Below are 20,062 nucleotides of genomic sequence, written 5' to 3'. Positions count from 1 at the left end.
CCGGACGCGCGTCAGTCGACGAGTGCGTCGAGCGCCTTCGTATAGCGGTTCGCGTGGCTGCGTTCGGCCTTCGCAAGCGTTTCGAACCAGTTCGCGATTTCGTCGAAGCCTTCGTCGCGCGCCGTCTTCGCCATGCCCGGATACATGTCGGTGTATTCGTGCGTCTCGCCGGCAATCGCCGATTCGAGGTTCAGCCGCGACGAGCCGAACGGCAGCCCCGTCGCCGGATCGCCAACTGCTTCGAGATATTCGAGGTGGCCGTGCGCGTGGCCCGTTTCGCCTTCGGCAGTCGAGCGGAACAGCGCGGCGACATCGTTCTGGCCTTCGACGTCGGCCTTCGAAGCGAAATACAGATAGCGCCGGTTCGCTTGCGATTCGCCCGCGAATGCGGCCTTCAGATTCTCTTCGGTCTTGCTGCCCTTGAGTTGAGCCATTTGCGCCTCCGTTCGAGTCGGCGCGGCCGTGTGCGAAGCCGGGCCGATCATGTATGTGGGGAACGAAGCGTATGCCGGACGCGCACGCTTCGTGCCTTTTAATCTAGGCGCTGGCGTTCGCATCCCCCAATAGGCTTTTTCAATCCGCGCGATAGCGGAGGTCGGGAATGAGGGACAGTTGAGGGGCGGGATTGGCTGGGTCGGCTGGGTCGGCTGGGTCGATCGGATAGGCCGGATAGGCCGTTTGGCAGGCTGGGTCGGCATTTCGCTCGGGATTCGGCCTGCGCCTTTCGGCTTCCCGCGCGACGCCCGGTGCGAATCCGCCAGGCGTCGCGCATCATGCGTCATGCATCCGTCGCGCGCTTCAGCAGCAATTCCCTTTCGCGCTCGTTGCGGGTCAGCTCCGCCGCTCGACGGAACTCGCTCTTCGCTTCGTCGGCGCGGCCAAGCTTGGCGAGCAGGTCGCCGCGCACGCTCGGCAACCAGTGATAGCGGGCCAGCGCCGGATCGTCGCGCAGCACGTCGACGATTTCCAGTGCCGCGGCAGGCCCGAACGCCATCCCCACCGCCACCGCGCGGTTCAGCTCGACGACCGGCGACGGCGCGACTTCGGCCAGCGCGTCGTACAGCGCGACGATCTGTGCCCAGTCCGTTTCCGACGCGTGGCGCGCGCGCGCATGGCACGCCGCCAGCGCGGCCTGCAGCGCATAAGGGCCGCGCACGCCGCCGAGCTTCGTCGCGCGCTCGAGCGCGGCGAGCCCGCGCCGGATCAGCAACGGATCCCAGCGGGAGCGATCCTGGTCGAGCAGCAGCACGGGCCGCCCCTGCGCATCGGTCCGCGCGTGCATGCGCGACGCCTGCAGTTCCATCAGCGCGACGAGCCCGAGCACCTCGCTTTCGTCCGGCATCAGCCCGGCCAGCACGCGGCCGAGACGCAGCGCCTCGTCGCACAGCGCCGGGCGCGTCCAGTCGTCGCCCGCGGTCGCCGCATGGCCTTCGTTGAACACCAGGTAGATCACTTCGAGCACCGACGCGAGCCGCGCGGGCCGCGCATCGGCGGCCGGCACCTCGAACGGCACGCGCGCCGCCGCGAGCGTGCGCTTCGCGCGCACGATGCGTTGCGCGATCGTCGGCTCGGGCGACAGGAACGCGCGCGCGATCTCGCTCGTGGTCAACCCGCCGAGCAGCCGCAACGTCAGCGCCACGCGCGCATCGGTCGACAGCACCGGATGGCACGATGTGAAAATCAGCCGCAGCAGGTCGTCGCCGATATCGTCGTCGCGCGCGTCGGCGAGCGCATCCGCGATGTCGGGGACGACGTGCGCTTCGAGCGCGTCCATTTCGTGTCCGAGCTGGTCGCGCTTCGCCGCATGCAGCGACTCTTGCCGGACCCGGTCGAGCGCGCGCCGCTTCACGGCCGTCATCAGCCATGCGGCCGGGTTGTCGGGCACGCCGTCGACCGGCCAGTGCTCGAGCGCCGCGACGAGCGTGTCCTGCGCGAGTTCCTCGGCCACGCCGACGTCGCGCACCACGCGCGCCGCGCGGGCAATGATCTTCGGCGCTTCGATCCGCCAGACCGCTTCGATCGCACGGTGAGTCGCCTCACGCGTCACGACGCCTGCCCCTCGGCGGACGCATCCAGCGGCATGGCCATCAGCTCCCATGCATGCCCGTCCGGATCATCGAACCCGTGGCCGTACATGTTCGGATACTCGCGCGGCGCTTGCGGCGCGGACCCGCCGGCCGCGAGCGCCTTCGCGACGATCGCGTCGACCTCGGCGCGGCTGTCGCACGACAGGCACGACAGCACCTGCACCTGCGTCGCCGGATCGATGATGGTCTTGCCGGTGAAGGTCTGGAAAAACGGCCGCACGAGCAGCATCGCGAAAATCGCGTCGCTGATCTTGATGCAGGCGGCCTGATCGTTGGTATAGGCCGGTACGACCTCGAAGCCGAGCGCCTGGTAGAACGCCTTCGAGCGCGGCAGGTCGGCCACGGGCAGGTTGATGAAAACCATCTTGTGCATGACGGATGCTCCGGTGAGATTGGATTCGAGCGGCTTCAGGCGTGGGTTCGGCCGACGTGGAGATCGCGAAACCGCTCGACCGCGTCGCTCGGTGTGAGGTCATCGAGCTCGAACAGCGGCCGCACCTCGATCTCGCAGTCCATTTCGGCACCGAACGGCGCGGGAAACCGGCGCGTCCATTCGAGCGCCTCGTCGCGCGAGCGCACCTGGATCAGCGTGTAGCCGGCAATCAGCTCCTTCGTCTCCGCGAACGGGCCGTCGACCACCGTGCCCTTGCCGCCGGTATACCGCACGCGCCAGCCGCGCGCGCTCGGCCGCAGGCCGTTCGCATCGAGCAGCACGCCGGCCCTGGCCAGTTCCTCGTGGTAGACCGTCATCGCCTCGACCAGCCGGTTGTCCGGCAATGCATCGGATTCGCTGACGGCATTCGCCCGGATCATGATCATGAATCGCATCGCTCACTCCTTGTCATCGGTGAAAAGGGGCGTCGGTTCGTCGGCGCCTTATCCGGACGACGGGCGGCAGACCGCCGGATCGACGTGTCATGCAGCGAATCAGGGTAAATACCGAGACGCAGCCGTCACAGGAAGCATGGACCGACCGCGCGCACTTCGACCGTGCACCATTGCGCGGCCGGGCACTGGCGCGCGATCTCGATCGCTTCGTCGCGCGTGTCGACGTCGACGATGAAGAAGCCGCCGACCATTTCCTTCGCCTCGGCGAACGGGCCGTCGACGAGACGCGTCTCGCCTTCGCGCACCTGCACGCGCGTCGCGCGCTCGGAGCGCTCCAGCGACTCGACGCCGCGCAGCACGCCGCGCGCTTTCAGCGTCTCCGCGAAATCGACCATCCGCGCGTAAAGCGCCTGTCCGTCTTCAAGCGTGCGTTCGGCGCGCTGGCCGGTCGGTTCGACAATCAACAACATGTAGGACATGGAAATCTCCTGTGGGGGCCGTGCGCGAAAGCGTTCGGATCGCAGGCCGGAACGATACGTCGGATGCGTAGCGTAGCAGCCGCGGCCGCCCCGCCGTCATCGTTGGCCGTTCGGCACTGGCCCGATGGCCAATTCGATCACGGCACGCGATTTTGCCGTCAGGATGCTGGCACGAATGTTTGAATTTTCTTCTCGTGGAGCGCGTCATGTTACGCCTGCCAGCAATCATGCTCGCCGCGCGCGCGAAGGCCGCGCATGCGCGGCCCATCAACGCCGATGAGCCGATCGCGCTGCAATCCGTGCCCGATTACAAACTCGGGCGCAGCCCCCGCCGATTACGCGCCCGACGCATATCGCTCGTCGGACCACGATCCCGGCGACACCGACCTGGCGCTGGACGACAGCGCCGCGTGACCCGCCGCGGGCACAAACCCTGCTCCGCCAGGAAATGGGCGGTTAGTGCAATTGCATCGGCACGGCAGGTGCAACGGCACTATTTACCTGATGCATCGGGCGACGCCATATTTACTGGACTTTCACGTCGCGCAACGGCTCGCTACGTCGTTTCGCCCGAAGCGCGAAATTTTTTCAACCGCCGCCCCGCCCCGTCGCGCGGGGCTTCCCGGGAAACTTGCCGACGAATTGAAAATTTGTCTCGAAACTCATTTGGCTGATGTGAATCACATTGGTTGCTGGGATCCGTCTTATCTTCAAATTGGCCCGCACCCGGCCTGCAAATCAAAATCCAAGGAGGATAAACATCATGGCGCTCACCGACTCGATCGAACACAAGCTGGACCGCGGCCTGTCCGATATCCGTCGTACCGGCCGGCGCGTGGGACGCACGACCCGCTCGGCCGCCCGTGACCTGCATGCGGACGTGTCCGACGATCTGCGCGGGCTGGTCGATGAACTGGAAGATCTGCTGAAGAACGACGGCGACGGCGATATCGCCGCGCTGCGCAAGCGCGTGCAGTCGCGGCTCGACGAAGCGCGCAGCACGCTCGACTACGCGTCGGGCACCGCGGCCGCCCGGCTGCGCGATTCGGCCGAGCGCGTGTCGCAAGCCGTGCACGACAACCCATGGCAGACCGCGGGCGTCGTCGCGGGTCTCGCGTTCGTCGCGGGCCTGCTGCTTGCCCGCCGTTGAACGGGGCCGGCCGCCCCATCCGTCCTCAACCCGACAACGAAGGAGAAACGCCATGCAGAAGTCCCTCGCCCTGAAAGCCGCCGCCGCCGTCATGCTCGGCAGTCTCGCACTTGCCGGTTGCACCACCACGCACGACAGACCCGACAACGCATCGACCAGTGCGTCGAAACGCGAGTCGATCGACGCGAGCGTGAACGCGACGCTGTCGCGCCTCTATTCGACGGTGCCGGGCTCGCGTGAGCTCGTCGCGAAATCGCGCGGCGTGCTCGTGTTCCCGAACGTGCTGCAGGCCGGCTTCATCGTCGGCGGCCAGTCCGGCAACGGCGCGCTGCGTGTCGGCGGCAGCACCGTCGGCTACTACAACACGTCGTCGCTGTCGGTGGGCCTGCAGGCCGGCGCGCAATCGAAGGCCATCGTGTTCCTGTTCATGTCGCAGGACGCGCTCGACTCCTTCCGCAAGTCCGAAGGCTGGTCGGCCGGCGCCGATGCTTCCGTCGCCGTCGTGAAGGTCGGCGCGAACGGTGCGGTCGACTCCAACACGGCCACCGCGCCGGTCGAGGTGCTGGTCCTCACCAACGCGGGCCTGATGGGCGACCTGTCGGTCAACGGCACCAAGGTTACCCGGCTCCACATCTGACGAGCCGACACGGCCCCAGCGCCGATTTGCTTCCCCGCAACGCCGCGACTCCGGTCGCGGCGTTTTCGCGTGCGCCGCGCGCAGCGGCTATGATGGCGGCACCTTTGCGGGCATACTGCCGATCGGGCCGCCCCGCGCGCGCTTCACCGCGAACCCGTGACGTTCGCGAGCCGATCGCGCCCGAGGCAACGAGATTCCATCAAACCACGCATCAATCTGCGCGAATCATCCATGGACAGCGGACACGATCACCAAAAATTCTTCTATTTCCTGCTGTTCGCGGTCACCGTCGGACTGTGCTGGATACTCGCGCCGTTCTCCGGCGCCGTCTTCTGGGGCACCATTCTCGCGATCCTGTTCCAGCCGGTGCAGCGCTGGCTCGCCGCGCGCTTCGGCAAGCGGCGCAACCTGGCGGCGCTCGTGACGATGTCGCTGATCATCCTGATCGTGATCCTGCCGCTGGTATTCGTCGCGGCGACGCTCGTGCAGGAAATCGCATACGTGTACCAGGAGCTGAAGAGCGCGCAGCCGAATTATTCGCAGTACTTCCATGACATCATTCACGCGCTGCCGACGTCGATCCAGAACCTGCTGCAGAAATACGGGCTGACCAACATCCCCGGCATCCAGAAGAAGCTGACCGACGGCGCCGCGCAGATCAGCCAGTTCGCGGCAACCCAGGCGCTCAGCATCGGCCAGAACACGTTCCAGTTCGTCGTCAGCTTCGGCGTGATGCTGTACATGGTGTTCTTCCTGCTGCGCGACGGCGGCGAGATCGGCCGCCGCGTGCGCCGCGCGATGCCGCTCGACGAAGAGCACAAGAACCTGCTGCTCGCGAAGTTTACGACGGTGGTACGCGCAACCGTGAAGGGCAACATCGCGGTCGCGCTCGTGCAGGGCGCGCTGGGCGGCCTGATCTTCTGGATCCTCGGGATCGAGGGCGTCGTGCTGTGGGGCGCGCTGATGGCGTTCCTGTCGCTGCTGCCGGCGATCGGCGCGAGCCTCGTGTGGGTGCCCGCCGCGCTCTACTTCCTCGCGATCGGCGCGATCTGGAAATGCGTGATACTCGTCGCGTTCTGCGTCGGCGTGATCGGCCTCGTCGACAACCTGCTGCGCCCGATCCTCGTCGGCAAGGACACGAAGATGCCCGACTGGGTCGTGCTGATCTCGACGCTCGGCGGGATGGCGCTGTTCGGCATCAACGGCTTCGTGATCGGACCGCTCGTCGCCGCGCTGTTCATGGCGAGCTGGGACATCTACGCGCGCGCCGAACAAGCGGAATGACGCAACGCGTCACGGATGCCGAATCCTGATCACGACGGGCGCCGGCGCGCCCGTTTCCATGTCCGGCCCTGTGACCGTCAGCACGCCGCCATACGGGCCGACACGATGCGTGCGCCCCGCTTCCAGCGGCACGATCCGATCGTCGCGCGCATCGCGCCATGTCGCGCGAACCTCAGCGCCCGCGGGGCGTGAAAGCGGCTGGCCGTCCAGTTCCACGAGCGCCACATGCACGCCGGGCAGGCACCGGCCATGCGCATCGAACCGGAGTGTCGCCGCGGTCGCGCTGCTTGACGCCTCGACCGACGGCGCGTCGAATGTCACGTCGTACAGATCGACGAGCGCGCCGGCGAATCGCACGATGCCATCCGCGTGTTGCTGCTCGGCCGCGCCCGCGCCCGACATCGCGAACGCAATGCCGAACCCGGTTGCGACGATCCGCAGCCTGGCGCCGATGCGCCGCTTCGTTCGATCGCGCACCGCCGCCGGTGCCGCTTGCCCCGTCTTCGTTTGCATGTTTCGCCTCCCTTTTCGCCGCGCAAATGAAAAACGGCGGCGTGACGCGCATGTCACGCCGCCGTTTGCTGGCAATTACTTTAAGGAGAGCCGCCGAAACAATATATGGGACAAGTCCTAAATTGATACCGGACTATTCGGACTCAATGCCTAAACGTACCGCGACTCATGCATCCGGATCGACGCGCAGCACGAGCTTGCCGCGATGGTCGCCATCGAACAGGCGATTCAGCACGTCGGGTGCGTTCTCGAGCCCGTCGGCGACGGTTTCCTCGGCCTTGAGCCGGCCGTCGCGCAGCCATCCGGCGAGCGTCTGCACCGCTTCGCGGCTCTTGCGGTAGTCGAGGATCAGGAAGCCGCGCATCGTGATCCGCTTCGAGATCAGCACGCCGACGTCGTCCGCCGCGCGGCCGCTGTTGTAGTTCGAGATCACGCCGCATAGCGCGACACGCCCGCCGATCACCATCCGCGACAGCACCGCGCGCATCACCTCGCCGCCGACGTTCTCGAAGTTCACGTGCACGCCGTCCGGCGTCGCGGCCTTCAGCTGCTCACGAAAATCGTCGGCCTTGTAGTCGACGGCCGCGTCGAAGCCGAGCGTCTCGGTCAGGTAGCGGCACTTGTCCGCGCCGCCCGCGATTCCCACCACGCGCGCGCCGTGGATCTTGCCGATCTGGCCGGCAATCGAGCCGACCGAGCCGGCCGCCGCCGACACGACGAGCGTCTCGCCGGGCTGCACCGGCGCGATGTCGGTCAGCCCGTAATACGCGGTCAGGCCGCTCATCCCGCACGCGCCGAGCAGCGTCGGCAGCGGCAGGCCGGACTGCGCGGGCAGCTTCACGAGCTGCGCGGCCTGGTCGGCCGCCACGACCGCATAGTCCTGCCAGCCGACCAGCCCCTGCACCAGATCGCCTTGCGCGAAACCCGCATGGCGCGACGCGACCACGCGCCCGATGCCGAGCGCGCGCATGACTTCGCCGATCGCGACGGGCGGCAGATATTGCGGCACGTCGCTCATCCACACACGGTTGGTCGGATCCATCGACAGATACAGCACGCGCACGAGCACTTCGCCGTCGACGAGCGCCGGCACGGGCGTTTCGACGAGCGAAAAGTGTTCGCGGCCGACCCGCCCTTCCGGGCGCGTCTTCAGCAACAGCTGGCGGTTCACGGGTGTCGTCACGATGTTCTCCTCCGGTTGTTGTCGTCGATGCGCGTCAGACCGCGCACATGCCGCCGTCGATCACGAGTTCGGCGGCCGTCACGAAGCGGCTCTCGTCGGATGCCAGATAGACGGCCGCATGCGCGACGTCATCCGGATCGCCGAGCCGGCGCAGCGGAATGCCGCGTGCGAGCTTGCGCGTCGCATCGCGTTCGCCGAGCGACTGGAACAGCGGCTCGACGATGCCCGTGCGAATGAACGCCGGGTGAATCGAGTTGCAGCGCACATCGAGTTCGCGGCGCGCGCAGTCGATCGCGACCGACTTCGTCAGCGACGCGACCGCGGCCTTCGACGCGTTGTACGCGGTGAAATCCGGTTCGACCTTGAACGCGGCCACCGACGAGATGTTGATGATCGACGCCGGGCGGCTTGCGCCCAGGTACGGTAGTGCATGCTTGCAGCCGAGCACGATGCTCTCGACGTTGATCGCCATCACGCGCCGCCATTCGTCGAGCTCGATCTGCGCGGGCGCGCCCATCGACCCGACGCCGGCATTGTTGACGAGCACCGACAACCCGCCCATCGCCTCGTTCGCCTGTGCGAGCAGCGCGTGCCAGCGCGCCTCGTCGCGCACGTCCTGCGTGGCCGCGAACGCGACCGGCGCCGCGTGTCCCGCATTGAGCTCGTGCGCGAACGTATCGAGCACAGCCGCGTCGGCGATGTCGGTCAGGAACACGCGCGCGCCCTGCTCGACCATCCGGCGCGCGATCGCGCGGCCGAGGCCGCCGGCGGCGCCCGTGATGTACGCGCACTTGCCTGCGAGGCGCGGGGAAACGACTGTCATGGGACCTGCTCCTATCGTGAATCGTCGTGGCGGACCGGTGCCGCGACGGCGGTTGCCGTGCGCTGGCCGACGGCCGCGCGGTTTGCGCGAGTATAGCGAGCCTGCCGCACCGCGCCGGACAAGTCGGGCGGGCCGCCCGCTGCCGGCCACGATCGAACGAACGCCAGCGTACGCGATTGCCGCCGATCGATGAAATGAATATTCGTAATGCCCGGTCATAGATACGGTTCATGACCTTCGTATCTCCGGGCGCCCCTGTGCAACGCACCGGATAGCCGAGAATAGCGATTCAATGAAGGCCGACCACCGGAATTTGGCGACGAAAAGGAAAGAATCGGATGTGCGGCTCGGACGGGCCGCCGCCTCGGCGACCGCCTCGCCGGACATCGCGACACCCGGGCAACGATGTGCTGGAAAGAACGGCCGTCAGAACCCGTTGCCGGACGTGCGCATGAGTGCGCAGAACTGCGGGGAGTGCGTATCGATCATCTGCTGGAACGGTGCGCGATTCCCGTACGCGATGCCGGACACGAGGAGCAGGCAGACGGCCGCGATGCGCGGCGAGAATGGGCGCTTGCGCGCCCGGTCGTAGGTCCGCAGGAACACCAGCGCGACCAGTGCGCCGAGCAGCCAGCCGACGACGACTTCGGGAATCGTGTGCGAATGGTCGAACACGCGCGCGACGGCCGTCACCGCGCCGACGGCGAGACCGGCCGCCACACCCGGCGCCTTGCCGGCACGGAAGGCCTGCCACAGCATCGACAGCGCGACGGTCCACACGGAGGTCGACAGCATCGTATGGCCACTGATCACGCGGAAGTCGAACTGCGGGATTTCGACACCGCAGCCCGCGTAGAGAATCTTGGTCGCCCCGACCAGGCTCATGCCGGCCGCGAGCAGCACGATCCAGCGCACCGCGAGCCGCCAGTCGGACAGCGCGAGCCAGACCGCGCAAGTCAGCGCGACCGGCAGGGTCAGCGCGGCATCGCCGATGTTGCTGATTTCACTCCACATAACGCACGTCGAACGGCTCGCAAAAGGCGCAGTTTAACGCAGGCGCGCCACACGCCTGTTTCAGCCTGTGACAGGCTGTATCAGCCCGCGACACCCGTAATCAGCAGCAGGTTCGTGCCGGTGATGACCGCGAACAGCACCCAGGCCGCGACCTGCATCCGGCGGCCGATCGCATGCTCGCCCATCGTGTTGCGGTCGCTGACCGACCGGATCAGCGGCCACATCGCGAACGGCAGTTGCAGGCTCAACAGCACCTGGCTCCAGACGAGCAATTTCCCGACCGAGTTCTCGCCGAGCCACAGCACGCCGACCAGCGCGGGCATCAGCGCGAGCCCGCGCGTGATCAGCCGGCGCTGGTAGCACGGGATTTTCGTGTGCAGGAAGCCGTCCATGATCACCTGGCCGGCGATCGTGCCGGTCAGCGTCGAGCTTTGCCCCGACGCGAGCAGCGCGATGCCGAACAGCAGCGCGGCAGCGCCGCCCGCGATCGGCGTGATCAGCCGGTACGCCTGTTCGATGTCGGTCACGTCGTGCTGGCCGGTCGCATGGAACGCCGCGCCCGCAACGATCAGGATCGCCGCATTGACGAGCATCGCGACGAACAGCGACACGCAGGTGTCGATCCGCACCAGCGCGAGCGTGTCGCGGATCAGGCCGCGCGCGCCGCCGACGACATGGCGCGTCTGCACGACCGACGAATGCAGATACAGGTTGTGCGGCATGATCGTCGCGCCGACGATGCCGAGCGCGAGCACGATCGCGTCCTTGCGGTCATGGCCGGGATTGCCCGGCACGAGCCCTGCCGCGACCGCGTGCCAGTCGGGCGGCGTGATCGCGACCTGCGCGACGAAGCAGAACGCCATCGTCGCGATCAACCCGAGCACGATCGCCTCGATCTGCCGGACGCCCTTGCCCTGCAACCCGAGGACGATCACCGTGTCGAGCGCGGTCAGCACGATCCCCCACGCGAGCGGCACGCCGAGCAGCAGCTTGAACGCGAGCGCGCAACCGAGCACTTCGGCGATGTCGCACGCGATGATCGACACCTCGGCGGTCCCCCACTGCACGATGCGGCCGAAGCGGCCATAGCGGTCGTAGCTGGCCTGCGCGAGATCCTTGCCCGCGACGAGGCCGAGCCGCGCGGCGAGCATCTGCAGGAAGATCGCCGCGAGGCTCGAGAACGCGACGACCCACAGCAGCGAATAGCCGAATTGCGAGCCGGCCTGGATGTCGGTGGCCCAGTTGCCGGGATCCATGTAGCCGATCGCGACCAGCAGCCCGGGGCCGAAGAAGCGCTTGAGCTTCATCCAGCGCGACGCGCCGGCGTCGATCGTGATGCTGCCTTTTACTTCCGATGGGCAGAAGGGGGCTGTGGCGGTAGTGGGGAGCAAGGGCATGGAAACCGGGGATCGTGATCGCGACACGGTGATTTTACGGTCACCCGTCCCGTTTTCTCCCGCACATCGGCACGCGTACCGCGGCTCGCCCGCTCGCCGCCGGATTTCGCGGGCCGCGGTACGAATTGCGGATCGGCCGCGCCGCCGCCGTTCGTCAGGATCCGCTCGCGCTCGGCGACGCGAAATTCCGTCGGCGACACCAGGAGGCGCTGACGAAACAGCTTCGCCAGGCGCTCGCCGCTGCCAAAGCCCGTGCGCCGCGCGACCTTGTCGGCCGGCAGCGTCGTGTGGATCAGCATGTGGCATGCACGTTCGAGCCGCACGTGCTGCACGAACTCGGTCGGCGTCACGCCGATTTCCTTCTTGAAACGCCGCAGGAAATTGCGCTCGCTCATCGCCGCCGCCTGCGCGACTTCCGCGATCGAAATGCGGTTCGCGCTCTGCGCGCGCAGCCGTTGCGCCGACATCCGGATCGACGGGCTCGCGCTCAGCTCGCGAAACGCCCACATCGACTGCGCGTAGCGCTGCTCGACCGGCCGCATCAGGTTGCTGGCGATCTCCTGCGCGGCGCTGTCGCCGAGATCGGCGCGGAACATGTCGAGCACGGCCGCGAACACGTCGGCCTCGCCGGCCTGCAGTTCGATCGAGGCCGCCGCACGGCGCGTGCGCCCGGTTCGCGCGTGACCGGAATCCATCTGCCGCTGCGACGCCGCGAGCGTCGACAGGTCCATCGCATCGACGATCCATCGCGCATGCCGGTGGATGTCGCTCAGGCGGCGCCGCAATGCATCGTTCCAGTTGACCGACGCGCGGTCGCCATGAAGATGAAAGAACGCGCGTGCACGCAGGCCGTGCTCGTCGCCGAGCGGATCGGCGGCGATCTGCACGCCGGACGACGACTGCAGCAATCCCCCGCTTTCCGATACGTACTTCAGCTGGTAATCCGCACTGAACGCGTGCAGGCGATTCGCCAGGTTGAAGGCCTCGCCAAGGCGCGCGGCCTGCGCCAGGGAAAACCCCCTTACTCAAATAGATGACGACCCATCTTTGATCTGCTGCTTCCACTGCCAAGCCCCCGGACTGTTTCGACTTCTTTTAATGCCGTCGAACTGTCAGGCTTATATTTGGTTTGAACTCGTGCGACAGGGACGGCTATCTCGAAATATGAAGCGACGGCATCTTAGCCGAACGGGTCGGGTCTTTGGCATCAAATGGCCGACCGCGACAGCATGATGGCGGATTTCTACAGGCCGTCGCCGCCCGCTTGTGCGGCCGCGCGGAAATGCGCATGCCGACGGGCAGGCGCGCGTCGCGCAGCGGATGCGTGCACGCTCGCGCAGAGACGCCGATCGCTTTCGACACGCATCGATCGTTTCTCCAGCGCACGCAGCCCCGCATTCCGCCGTTCGCGCATCCATTAGAATCGCTCCACCGTCCACCACGCCGACTTCGTCCGTGCCCGCCGATCATCGTCTCGACCTGAACCTGTTCCGCGTGCTCGATGCGGTCTACGTGTACGGCGGCATCGGTGCGGCCGCCCGTGCGCTACACCTGACGCAACCAGCCGTCACGCATGCGCTCAACCGGCTGCGCGCGCATTTCGACGACCCGCTGTTCGTCCGCCAGGGCAACCGCGTCGTGCCGACCGAGCGCACGCGCACGATCATCGCGGACGTGCAGCTTCACCTCGCCGGCCTGCAACGCACCGCGCGCGACCCGTCGGCATTCGACCCGGCGACGCTCGACCTGAGCATCGCGGTCGGCATTCGCGACGTGCTCGAATCGATCGCGCTGCCGCGGATCGTCGCCGCGTTCGCCCACGAAGCGCCGGGCCTGCGATTCGTGAGCCGCCGCATCGCGGTACACGACATCGAACGCGAGCTCGCGTCGGGCGATCTCGACCTGGTCATCGATCGACGCGTGCAGACCGGTCCGCGCATCGCGACCGAACACCTGCTCGACGATTCGCTGGTCGTCGCGATGCGGCACGATCATCCGTTGACGGGCGGTCCGCTGCGGCGCGGCGACTATTTCGCCGCGCGGCATGTCGCGGTGTCGCCGCTCGGCGAACCGCAATCGCTCGACGTGCTGCTCGGCAACGACGGGCGCCTCCGTCACATCCAGCTCGTTTGCCAGCATTACTTCGCCGCCTGCCAGATCGCCGCGACGGGCGACCTGCTGCTGACGCTGCCGCGCACGTATGCGCTGCGCATGGCGGCGATGCTGCCGATCGCCGTGCAGCCGCTGCCGCTGCGGCTCAAGCCGTTTCCGCTGCTCGCGTACTGGCACGAGTCGCGCGAGACGGACCGCGCGCACCAGTGGGTGCGCGAACGCGTCGCCACGCTCGTGCGCCGAAGTGCCGGAGTGCCGGCGTCGCCGGCTGATCCTGGCTAGCCTCGTCGACGCACGCAGCACCCGCGATTTTCCTCGAGACGGTATGCTGACGGCTCGCACGCCGCGCATCGCCGCGGCCGCCTCTTTCCCTGCTTACCGGAGACTTGCCATGCCGCTCATCCATGCTGCCGCCACCCTCGCCGCCGACGCGCTCGACTACGTCGTCCAGCTGCAGGCCGGCACGCACGCGCTGACCGGCGACGAAGCGCCGCGCGAAGGCGGACAGGGCTTCGGGCCGGCGCCGTTCGAGTTCGTGCTGGCCGGCCTCGCGCAGTGCACGGCTGCGACGCTGCGCATGTACATGCAGCGCAAGACGTGGCCGGCCGTGCGCATCGATGTGCGCACCGAGCTGCACGCCGATCGCGAGGGACAGCAATACGTGCGCCGCGTCGTGACGCTCGATGGCCCGCTCGACGATGCGCAGCGCCAGCGGCTCGCGGAAATCTGCGAGAAGACGCCGGTGACGCTGTTCATCAAGCGCGGCACGCGCATCGAAACGACGCTGAACTGACGGGGCGATGTACCGCGCCGCGCACGATCCACGCAGATCGGTACGCGGCAAACAAAAAACGGGCGGGCCGCGCACGATGCGCGGCCCGCCCGTTTGCGGATATCGTCCGGCGCTTACAGTCCGAGCGCGGACAGGTCCAGCTTGCCGTCCTTCACCGGCGGGCACCAGAAATACGCGCCTGTCAGCGGTCGCGTGAAGCGGAACAGGCCGTCGACGATACCGTCGTCCGCACCGCTCATCCGGCGCATCTGCACGTCAAACGCGCGGAACGAGCAGCCGAACGCGACGAAGTAGAGCCCCGCGCGGCGCGCATCCGCCCACGGCGACGAACGGCGCAGCATGAACGCCTCCGGCTCGAAGCTCTCCTGCGCGGTGCGCTTCACGTGTGCGAACTCGGGCGCGTCGTCGAGTTCCTCGTTGTCCGAGCGGCGACGGCCGATGATGTGATCCATGTCGCCGGATGCGATGCTGTCCATCCGGTCGAAGTCGTGCAGCCATTGCTGAACCGCGACGAAGCTCGAGCCGTCGAGACCCGCGCCCTGCCCCGTGACGATCGCCGCGGCCAGCGCGTCGTCGCCGGTCGGGTTCTCCGTGCCGTCCTCGTAACCCGACAGGTCGCGATCGTTCGAATAGCGGAAACCGTCGACCACGTCCTGCAGCGCGAACGCCGGCGCAAGCGCGCGCTCGATCGCCCGCGCCCGCAGCACCAGCTCGCCCCGATCGTCGCCGCGCAGCCAGACCCAGACGTCGGCCGGCGTGATCGGCAGCGTGCGGTCGTTCACCGCGAACGCCGGGTATTCGGTGAGGCCCGGAACCGGGCGCCCGAGGTGTGCGGCCAGCGCGTGTCCGAAGCCCGCGACCGTGTCGCGCCCGTCGACGAGCTCGCGCAGTGCCGTCAGCGCCGCTGCCACGTTGACGTTGTTCGAAATCGTGAAAGTGAGGTATCGGGCCGCCGTGTCGATCGGAGCCAGGATGCCTTGCTGAACGTCGCTCATCGTTTCCTCAGGAATGTATCAGGGGTGAATCCGCGGGGCCGCGGCGGCCGGCGCGCAGCGGCAAAGTGTAATCGATCGGCCCGCCACCCCGTGCGGCACCGCACCGCGGAATCCACACGAAAAAGGGCCGAAAGCCCGAATACTAACCGTATCGACGCTGCAACGCCGCATTCGTCAGACGTTGCGGCGCCTGCGGCACTGCTGATAAAATCCCTTCACGTCTTTTCGGCGTCCTTTCAACCGTTCACTTCAGGGAGGTGCAGATGTTCCGAATGCCAGCAGCCTTCCCGAACGTGGTCCCACGGCGCGGCTGATCCAGCCCGTCGCCCGCGCCGGCTCCCGAGTGCTCCGCTAACTCGCCAGCCCGCGCATTTTCCCGACAGTCCGTTTCGTTTCGCCCGCGTGGTCCGCGCGGCAGGGCTGTTGCGTTTTCGACGTTCTCCGAACCGGAAAGTCCCGTCGCGCGACGCGCCGGGCAACAATACATGACCAGAAAAACCACCCATCTGGGCGGCCAGGCATTCCAGGCCGTCTTCGGCTTCACGTTCCGCTATTGGCGCAAGCAGCCGGTGCGCATCGCGACGATCACGACCCTGGCGCTGCTCGGCGCGCTTGCCGACGTGCTCACGCCGCTGTTCGCCGGGCGCCTCGTCGATGCGCTGTCGACCGGCCTGACCGACCGCGCCGCCGCGTGGCATTCGGCCGTCGTCGCGTTCGGCACGCTGGCCGCGCTCGGCATCGGCGCGACGCTGCTGCGGCAGGGCGTCTACCTGAACATCATCACGCTCACGCTGAAGATGATGAGCGAGATCGCCTCGGCGTCGTTCCATCGCGTGCAGCGTTTCTCGACCGACTGGCATGCGAACAGCTTCGCGGGGTCGACCGTGCGCAAGATCACGCGCGGGATCTGGGCGCTCGACCTGCTCAACGACACCGTGCTGATCGCACTGCTGCCGTCGGTCACGATGCTCGTCGGCGCGACCGTGCTGCTCGGCACGCACTGGCCGGTGATGGGGCTCGTCGTCGGCGCGGGTTCGCTGCTGTACATCTCGGTGACGGTCGCGGTGTCGCTCGGCATCGTCGCGCCGGCAGCACGGCTCGGCAATTTGTGGGACACGCGCATGGGCGGCGCACTCGCGGACGCGGTGAGCTGCAACGCGGTCGTCAAGGCGTTCGGCGCGGAGACGCGCGAGGAAGCGCGGCTCGCGCGCGTGATCGACAAGTGGCGTCAGCGCACGCGCCGCACGTGGGTACGCGGCACGCTCAACGGCGGGCTGCAAGGGGCGATGCTCGTCGCGATGCAGGCGGCGATGATCGGCGTCGCGCTGCGGCTGTGGGCAAACGACGAAGCGAGCGTCGGCGACATCGCGTTCTCGCTGACGATGTTCTTCATGCTGCAGGGCTACCTGCGCGACGTCGGCATGCACATCCGCAACCTGCAGCGCTCGGTCAACGACATGGAAGAGCTCGTCGCACTCGAGCGCCAGCCGCTCGGCATCGACGATCGTCCCGGCGCGCCGGCAATCCGGATCGGGCAAGGCGAGATCCGCTTCGAGCACGTGACGTTCCGTTACGGCAACCATCCGGTGCCGCTGTACGACGACTTCTCGATGCGCATCGCGCCTGGCGAGCGCGTCGGCCTCGTCGGCCATTCCGGGTCGGGCAAGACGACGTTCATCAAGCTGATCCAGCGTCTGTACGACGTGTCGGGCGGGCGCATCACGATCGACGGCCAGGATATCGCGCAGGTGCGGCAGGATTCGCTGCGCAGCCAGATCGCGATCGTCCAGCAGGAACCCGTTCTGTTCCACCGCACGCTGGCGGAGAACATCGCGTATGCGCGTCCCGACGCGAGCCGCGCGGAGATCGAGCGCGCCGCGCGTCTCGCCAGCGCGCACGACTTCATCGTCGCGCTGCCGGACGGCTATGACACGCTCGTCGGCGAGCGCGGCATCAAGCTGTCGGGCGGCGAACGCCAGCGCGTCGCGATCGCGCGCGCATTCCTCGCGGATGCACCGATCCTGATTCTCGACGAAGCGACGTCGAGCCTCGATAGCGAAAGCGAGGTGCTGATCCAGCAGGCGATGGAGCGGCTGATGGTCGGCCGCACGACGCTCGTCGTCGCGCACCGGCTGTCGACGGTGCGCTCGCTCGACCGCCTGCTCGTGCTCGATCGCGGCAAGGTGATCGAGGAAGGCAGCCACGACGCGCTGATCCGCATCGACGGCGGGATTTATCGCCGGTTGTTCGAGCGGCAGGCGCTGGAGCTGGCGAAGGGCCTGATCGATTCGCCGCGGCACACGGCGGACGACGCCACCGGGCCGCTGGGAGAGCCGACCGAGGTGTAGCGCAAGCGTGTCGCGATGCGGCCCGGCGGTGGGATCGCCGCCTGGCCGCATCGCCCCGACCGTAGACGGAGCGGGGCCGTGCCATGTGCACGGCCCTTTTTTCGTCTGCGGATATCGCCGGCCGCCCCTGAACCGCGCGCCGCCGCGTTGCCTTTTCCGGGATCACTTATCATGTCGGCCAGGCAATTTGCGACGAAAGGCGGATCATGTTTACAGGCATTGTTCAGGGTGTTGGCATCATCAAGGCCATCAAGGATCACGGCGAACTGAGAACGTTCACCATCGAGTTCCCCGAGCGGTTCACCACCGGCATCGAGATCGGCGCGAGCGTCTCGGTCGACGGCGTCTGCCTGACGGTGACGACCATCCACTCGCCGCTGCTGATCGACTTCGACGTGATGTTGCCGAGCCTGAGAATCACCACGCTGGCCGAGCTGGCGACCGGCGCCCGCGTCAACGTGGAGCGGGCCGCGAAGGACGGCGCGGAAATCGGCGGGCATCCGCTGTCCGGTCACGTCGACTTCATGGGGACCATCCTGCATATCGCGTCGTCCGAACACAACCGGATGGTCCGCATCGGCGTGCCGGCCGATTTCAAACGCTATGTGTTCGCGAAGGGCTATATCGCGATCAACGGCTGCAGCCTCACCGTGTCGGACGTCAATCGCGACGAAGGCTGGTTCGAAGTCTGGCTGATTCCCGAAACGCGACGCGCGACCACCTTCGATGCCAAAGGCGTCGGCGACAAGGTCAATATCGAGATCGAACGCAGCACCCAGGTCGTCGTGGATACGATCCGCGAGTCGGTCAAGGAGACGCTCGGGGAGCTGACCGGCGTCGTGACGGCCTTGCTCGCGGAGAAAGGCATCGACATCGAGGAACTGCTCGCGCGGAACGTCGCGAAACTGCCGAAGGCGTGACGGACGCGCCTCGTTCCCGGTGATCGGCGCGATCACCGGGTATCGCTTTCCGTCGACACGTCGCGCCCGCCGCCGTCACTCCGCCTCCACCCGCGCGCCCTTCCCCACCGCCACCCGCTGCGATCGATAAATCCCCGCGTGTCCGGAAAACAGATACGCGACCACGCAAGCGACGATCGCATAGACGCCGACATCCGCGCCGAACAGTTCGATCGCCATGATCGTCGACGCGATCGGCGTATTGGCCGCGCCCGCGAACACCGCGACGAAGCCGAGCCCCGCGAGCACCGGCACCGGCAGTGCGAGCACCTGGCCGAGCGCGTTGCCGAGCGTCGCGCCGATATAGAACAGCGGCGTCACCTCGCCGCCCTTGAATCCCGACGCGAGCGTGACGACGGTAAACGCGAACTTGCCCGCGAAATCGTAAGCCGGCAGCGGCCCGTGAAACGCGGCCTCGATCGTCGGAATTCCGAGCCCGAGATACTGCGGCACGTTCAGCACGGTGGCGGCCACGGCCACCAGCGCGCCGCCGAGCACCGGCTGCAGCGGCGCATAGCGCACGACGCGGCGAAACCATGCGGTCAGCGCATGCGTCGCGAACGCGAACAGCCGGCCGACGACGCCGAACGCGACACCGGCGACGACCGTCGCGGCCAACCGCGCCGCCGACACGGCCGGCACGAACGGAATCGCATAGACGGTGTGATGCACGCCCCACGCGCGGCACACGACGTCCGCGACGATCGCCGACGCGACGCAGGTCAGCAGCGCGTCGTACCGCACGCGGCCGATCGCGAGCACCTCGAGCCCGAACACGGCGCCCGCGAGCGGCGTACCGAACACCGACGAGAACCCGGCCGCGATGCCGCCCATCAGCAGCACGCGCCGATGCTCGCGATCGAGCCGGAACAGGTGCGTGACGCGATCGGCGAGCGCGCCGCCCATCTGCACGGCCGTGCCCTCGCGGCCGGCCGACCCGCCGAACAGGTGCGTGACGACGGTCGCGACGAGCACGAGCGGCGCCATCCGCTTCGGCACGAGCGCCTTCGGATCGTGAATTTCGTCGATCAGCAGGTTGTTGCCGCGCGCGACCGACTGGCCGAACCGGTGGTAGACCCAGCCGGTCGCGAAACCGGCGGCCGGCAGCCCCCACAGCAGCCACGGATGCGTGACTCGCGTGCCGGTCGCCCAATCGAGCGCGATCAGGAACAACGCGGAAGCCGTGCCGGCCAGCGCGCCAAGCAGGGCGGAAAGCGCGAGCCAGCGGCACACGTAGCGCACGGTCGCGAAAAAATCGGCAGAAGTCGAGAAAAGCATGATTTCCAGATTCGACGGGACATCAAAACCTGGGCGGCAGAATACCGCATGGACGGCCTGCGACCTCCTGACGACCCAGGAACACGCAGGCATCATCAGCCGGGCAACCGGCGGTTGAGGGCCGAACCGCGCGCGACGCGCCGGGCCGGCCGCAGGGAGGCATGCCATCTCCGCAGGCGGCA

Annotated in this window: 20 protein-coding genes, 1 pseudogene and 1 riboswitch; of the genes and pseudogenes, 8 read left to right on the top strand and 13 right to left on the bottom strand. The window is 67.5% G+C overall.

All coding sequences use genetic code 11. From position 1 onward, the window contains the following. Window positions 1-11: 11 nt before the first annotated feature. The 5 genes from WI26_RS17870 to WI26_RS17850 all read right to left on the bottom strand — a co-directional run bounded on the left by WI26_RS17870 (window position 12) and on the right by WI26_RS17850 (window position 3,394). Window positions 12-434: a rubrerythrin family protein gene (locus tag WI26_RS17870; protein ID WP_059466550.1), complete on the bottom strand. Its 423-nt coding sequence runs from the start codon at window positions 432-434 to the stop codon at window positions 12-14. Between the two features lie 344 nt (window positions 435-778). After that, window positions 779-2,047, bottom strand: coding sequence for an RNA polymerase sigma factor (locus WI26_RS17865; RefSeq protein ID WP_059539949.1), 1,269 nt, complete (start codon window positions 2,045-2,047; stop codon window positions 779-781). Continuing rightward, window positions 2,044-2,460 (bottom strand): VOC family protein, encoded by a 417-nt coding sequence (locus WI26_RS17860; RefSeq protein WP_059539950.1) that lies wholly within the window; start codon window positions 2,458-2,460, stop codon window positions 2,044-2,046. The genes WI26_RS17865 and WI26_RS17860 overlap by 4 nt, the downstream gene beginning before the upstream one ends. Window positions 2,461-2,495: 35 nt before the next feature. Continuing rightward, window positions 2,496-2,915: a YciI family protein gene (locus WI26_RS17855; protein WP_059466553.1), complete on the bottom strand. Its 420-nt coding sequence runs from the start codon at window positions 2,913-2,915 to the stop codon at window positions 2,496-2,498. Window positions 2,916-3,040: 125 nt separating this feature from the next. Continuing rightward, entirely contained in the window at window positions 3,041-3,394 is a 354-nt protein-coding gene (locus WI26_RS17850; protein ID WP_059466554.1) for a YciI family protein, read from the bottom strand. A gap of 230 nt (window positions 3,395-3,624) precedes the next feature. Here WI26_RS17850 and WI26_RS33435 point away from each other — a divergent pair. The 4 genes and pseudogenes from WI26_RS33435 to WI26_RS17835 all read left to right on the top strand — a co-directional run. Continuing rightward, window positions 3,625-3,808: pseudogene (locus tag WI26_RS33435) on the top strand (endonuclease); the annotation flags it as partial. Window positions 3,809-4,157: 349 nt separating this feature from the next. Continuing rightward, complete coding sequence (locus WI26_RS17845) at window positions 4,158-4,544, top strand: DUF883 family protein (RefSeq protein ID WP_059466555.1); 387 nt, start codon at window positions 4,158-4,160, stop codon at window positions 4,542-4,544. 52 nt (window positions 4,545-4,596) lie between these two features. Then, window positions 4,597-5,181, top strand: coding sequence for a YSC84-related protein (locus tag WI26_RS17840; RefSeq protein WP_059466556.1), 585 nt, complete (start codon window positions 4,597-4,599; stop codon window positions 5,179-5,181). Window positions 5,182-5,412: 231 nt separating this feature from the next. After that, window positions 5,413-6,465, top strand: a complete 1,053-nt coding sequence (locus tag WI26_RS17835) for an AI-2E family transporter (protein ID WP_059466557.1) — start codon at window positions 5,413-5,415, stop codon at window positions 6,463-6,465. A gap of 9 nt (window positions 6,466-6,474) precedes the next feature. Here the strand turns inward: WI26_RS17835 and WI26_RS17830 are convergent, their stop codons facing one another. From WI26_RS17830 to WI26_RS17805, 6 genes are all read right to left on the bottom strand, one after another. Next, the gene (locus tag WI26_RS17830; RefSeq protein ID WP_069226704.1) at window positions 6,475-6,978 is read right to left on the bottom strand and encodes a thioesterase; all 504 of its coding nucleotides are present in this window, start codon (window positions 6,976-6,978) and stop codon (window positions 6,475-6,477) included. A 166-nt stretch (window positions 6,979-7,144) separates the two neighbouring features. Continuing rightward, window positions 7,145-8,161, bottom strand: coding sequence for an NADP-dependent oxidoreductase (locus tag WI26_RS17825; RefSeq protein WP_069226703.1), 1,017 nt, complete (start codon window positions 8,159-8,161; stop codon window positions 7,145-7,147). 34 nt (window positions 8,162-8,195) lie between these two features. After that, window positions 8,196-8,984, bottom strand: a complete 789-nt coding sequence (locus tag WI26_RS17820; RefSeq protein ID WP_059466559.1) for an SDR family oxidoreductase — start codon at window positions 8,982-8,984, stop codon at window positions 8,196-8,198. Between the two features lie 426 nt (window positions 8,985-9,410). Next, the gene (locus WI26_RS17815; protein ID WP_069226702.1) at window positions 9,411-9,998 is read right to left on the bottom strand and encodes a phosphatase PAP2 family protein; all 588 of its coding nucleotides are present in this window, start codon (window positions 9,996-9,998) and stop codon (window positions 9,411-9,413) included. Window positions 9,999-10,078: 80 nt separating this feature from the next. Next, window positions 10,079-11,395, bottom strand: coding sequence for an Nramp family divalent metal transporter (locus WI26_RS17810; RefSeq protein ID WP_069226701.1), 1,317 nt, complete (start codon window positions 11,393-11,395; stop codon window positions 10,079-10,081). After that, window positions 11,344-12,405 (bottom strand): helix-turn-helix domain-containing protein, encoded by a 1,062-nt coding sequence (locus WI26_RS17805; RefSeq protein WP_069226700.1) that lies wholly within the window; start codon window positions 12,403-12,405, stop codon window positions 11,344-11,346. Before WI26_RS17805 ends, WI26_RS17810 begins: the two co-directional genes overlap by 52 nt. Before the next feature lie 445 nt (window positions 12,406-12,850). Here WI26_RS17805 and WI26_RS17800 point away from each other — a divergent pair, with 445 nt between their 5' ends. Both WI26_RS17800 and WI26_RS17795 read left to right on the top strand, forming a co-directional pair. After that, complete coding sequence (locus WI26_RS17800) at window positions 12,851-13,789, top strand: LysR family transcriptional regulator (RefSeq protein WP_069226699.1); 939 nt, start codon at window positions 12,851-12,853, stop codon at window positions 13,787-13,789. A gap of 109 nt (window positions 13,790-13,898) precedes the next feature. Further along, complete coding sequence (locus WI26_RS17795; protein ID WP_069226698.1) at window positions 13,899-14,300, top strand: OsmC family protein; 402 nt, start codon at window positions 13,899-13,901, stop codon at window positions 14,298-14,300. Window positions 14,301-14,413: 113 nt separating this feature from the next. Here the strand turns inward: WI26_RS17795 and WI26_RS17790 are convergent, their stop codons facing one another. Continuing rightward, the gene (locus WI26_RS17790; protein ID WP_069226697.1) at window positions 14,414-15,295 is read right to left on the bottom strand and encodes a Dyp-type peroxidase; all 882 of its coding nucleotides are present in this window, start codon (window positions 15,293-15,295) and stop codon (window positions 14,414-14,416) included. Window positions 15,296-15,780: 485 nt separating this feature from the next. On the opposite strand from WI26_RS17790, the gene WI26_RS17785 reads away from it, so the two are divergent. Together WI26_RS17785 and WI26_RS17780 are read left to right on the top strand one after the other, a co-directional pair. Continuing rightward, the gene (locus WI26_RS17785; protein ID WP_059539955.1) at window positions 15,781-17,643 is read left to right on the top strand and encodes an ABC transporter ATP-binding protein; all 1,863 of its coding nucleotides are present in this window, start codon (window positions 15,781-15,783) and stop codon (window positions 17,641-17,643) included. Window positions 17,644-17,849: 206 nt separating this feature from the next. Next, window positions 17,850-18,563 (top strand): riboflavin synthase, encoded by a 714-nt coding sequence (locus tag WI26_RS17780; protein WP_069226696.1) that lies wholly within the window; start codon window positions 17,850-17,852, stop codon window positions 18,561-18,563. Between the two features lie 75 nt (window positions 18,564-18,638). Here the strand turns inward: WI26_RS17780 and WI26_RS17775 are convergent, their stop codons facing one another. Next, window positions 18,639-19,880 (bottom strand): voltage-gated chloride channel family protein, encoded by a 1,242-nt coding sequence (locus WI26_RS17775; protein WP_069226695.1) that lies wholly within the window; start codon window positions 19,878-19,880, stop codon window positions 18,639-18,641. A 79-nt stretch (window positions 19,881-19,959) separates the two neighbouring features. Then, window positions 19,960-20,061, bottom strand: a riboswitch (Fluoride riboswitch). Window position 20,062: the final 1 nt, after the last annotated feature.

Source organism: Burkholderia diffusa, assembly GCF_001718315.1.
In the GTDB taxonomy this organism is placed as follows: Bacteria; Pseudomonadota; Gammaproteobacteria; order Burkholderiales; family Burkholderiaceae; genus Burkholderia; species Burkholderia diffusa_B.
Note: the sequence above shows the minus strand (reverse complement) of the source record. Positions and strands in the feature narration are given on the sequence as shown.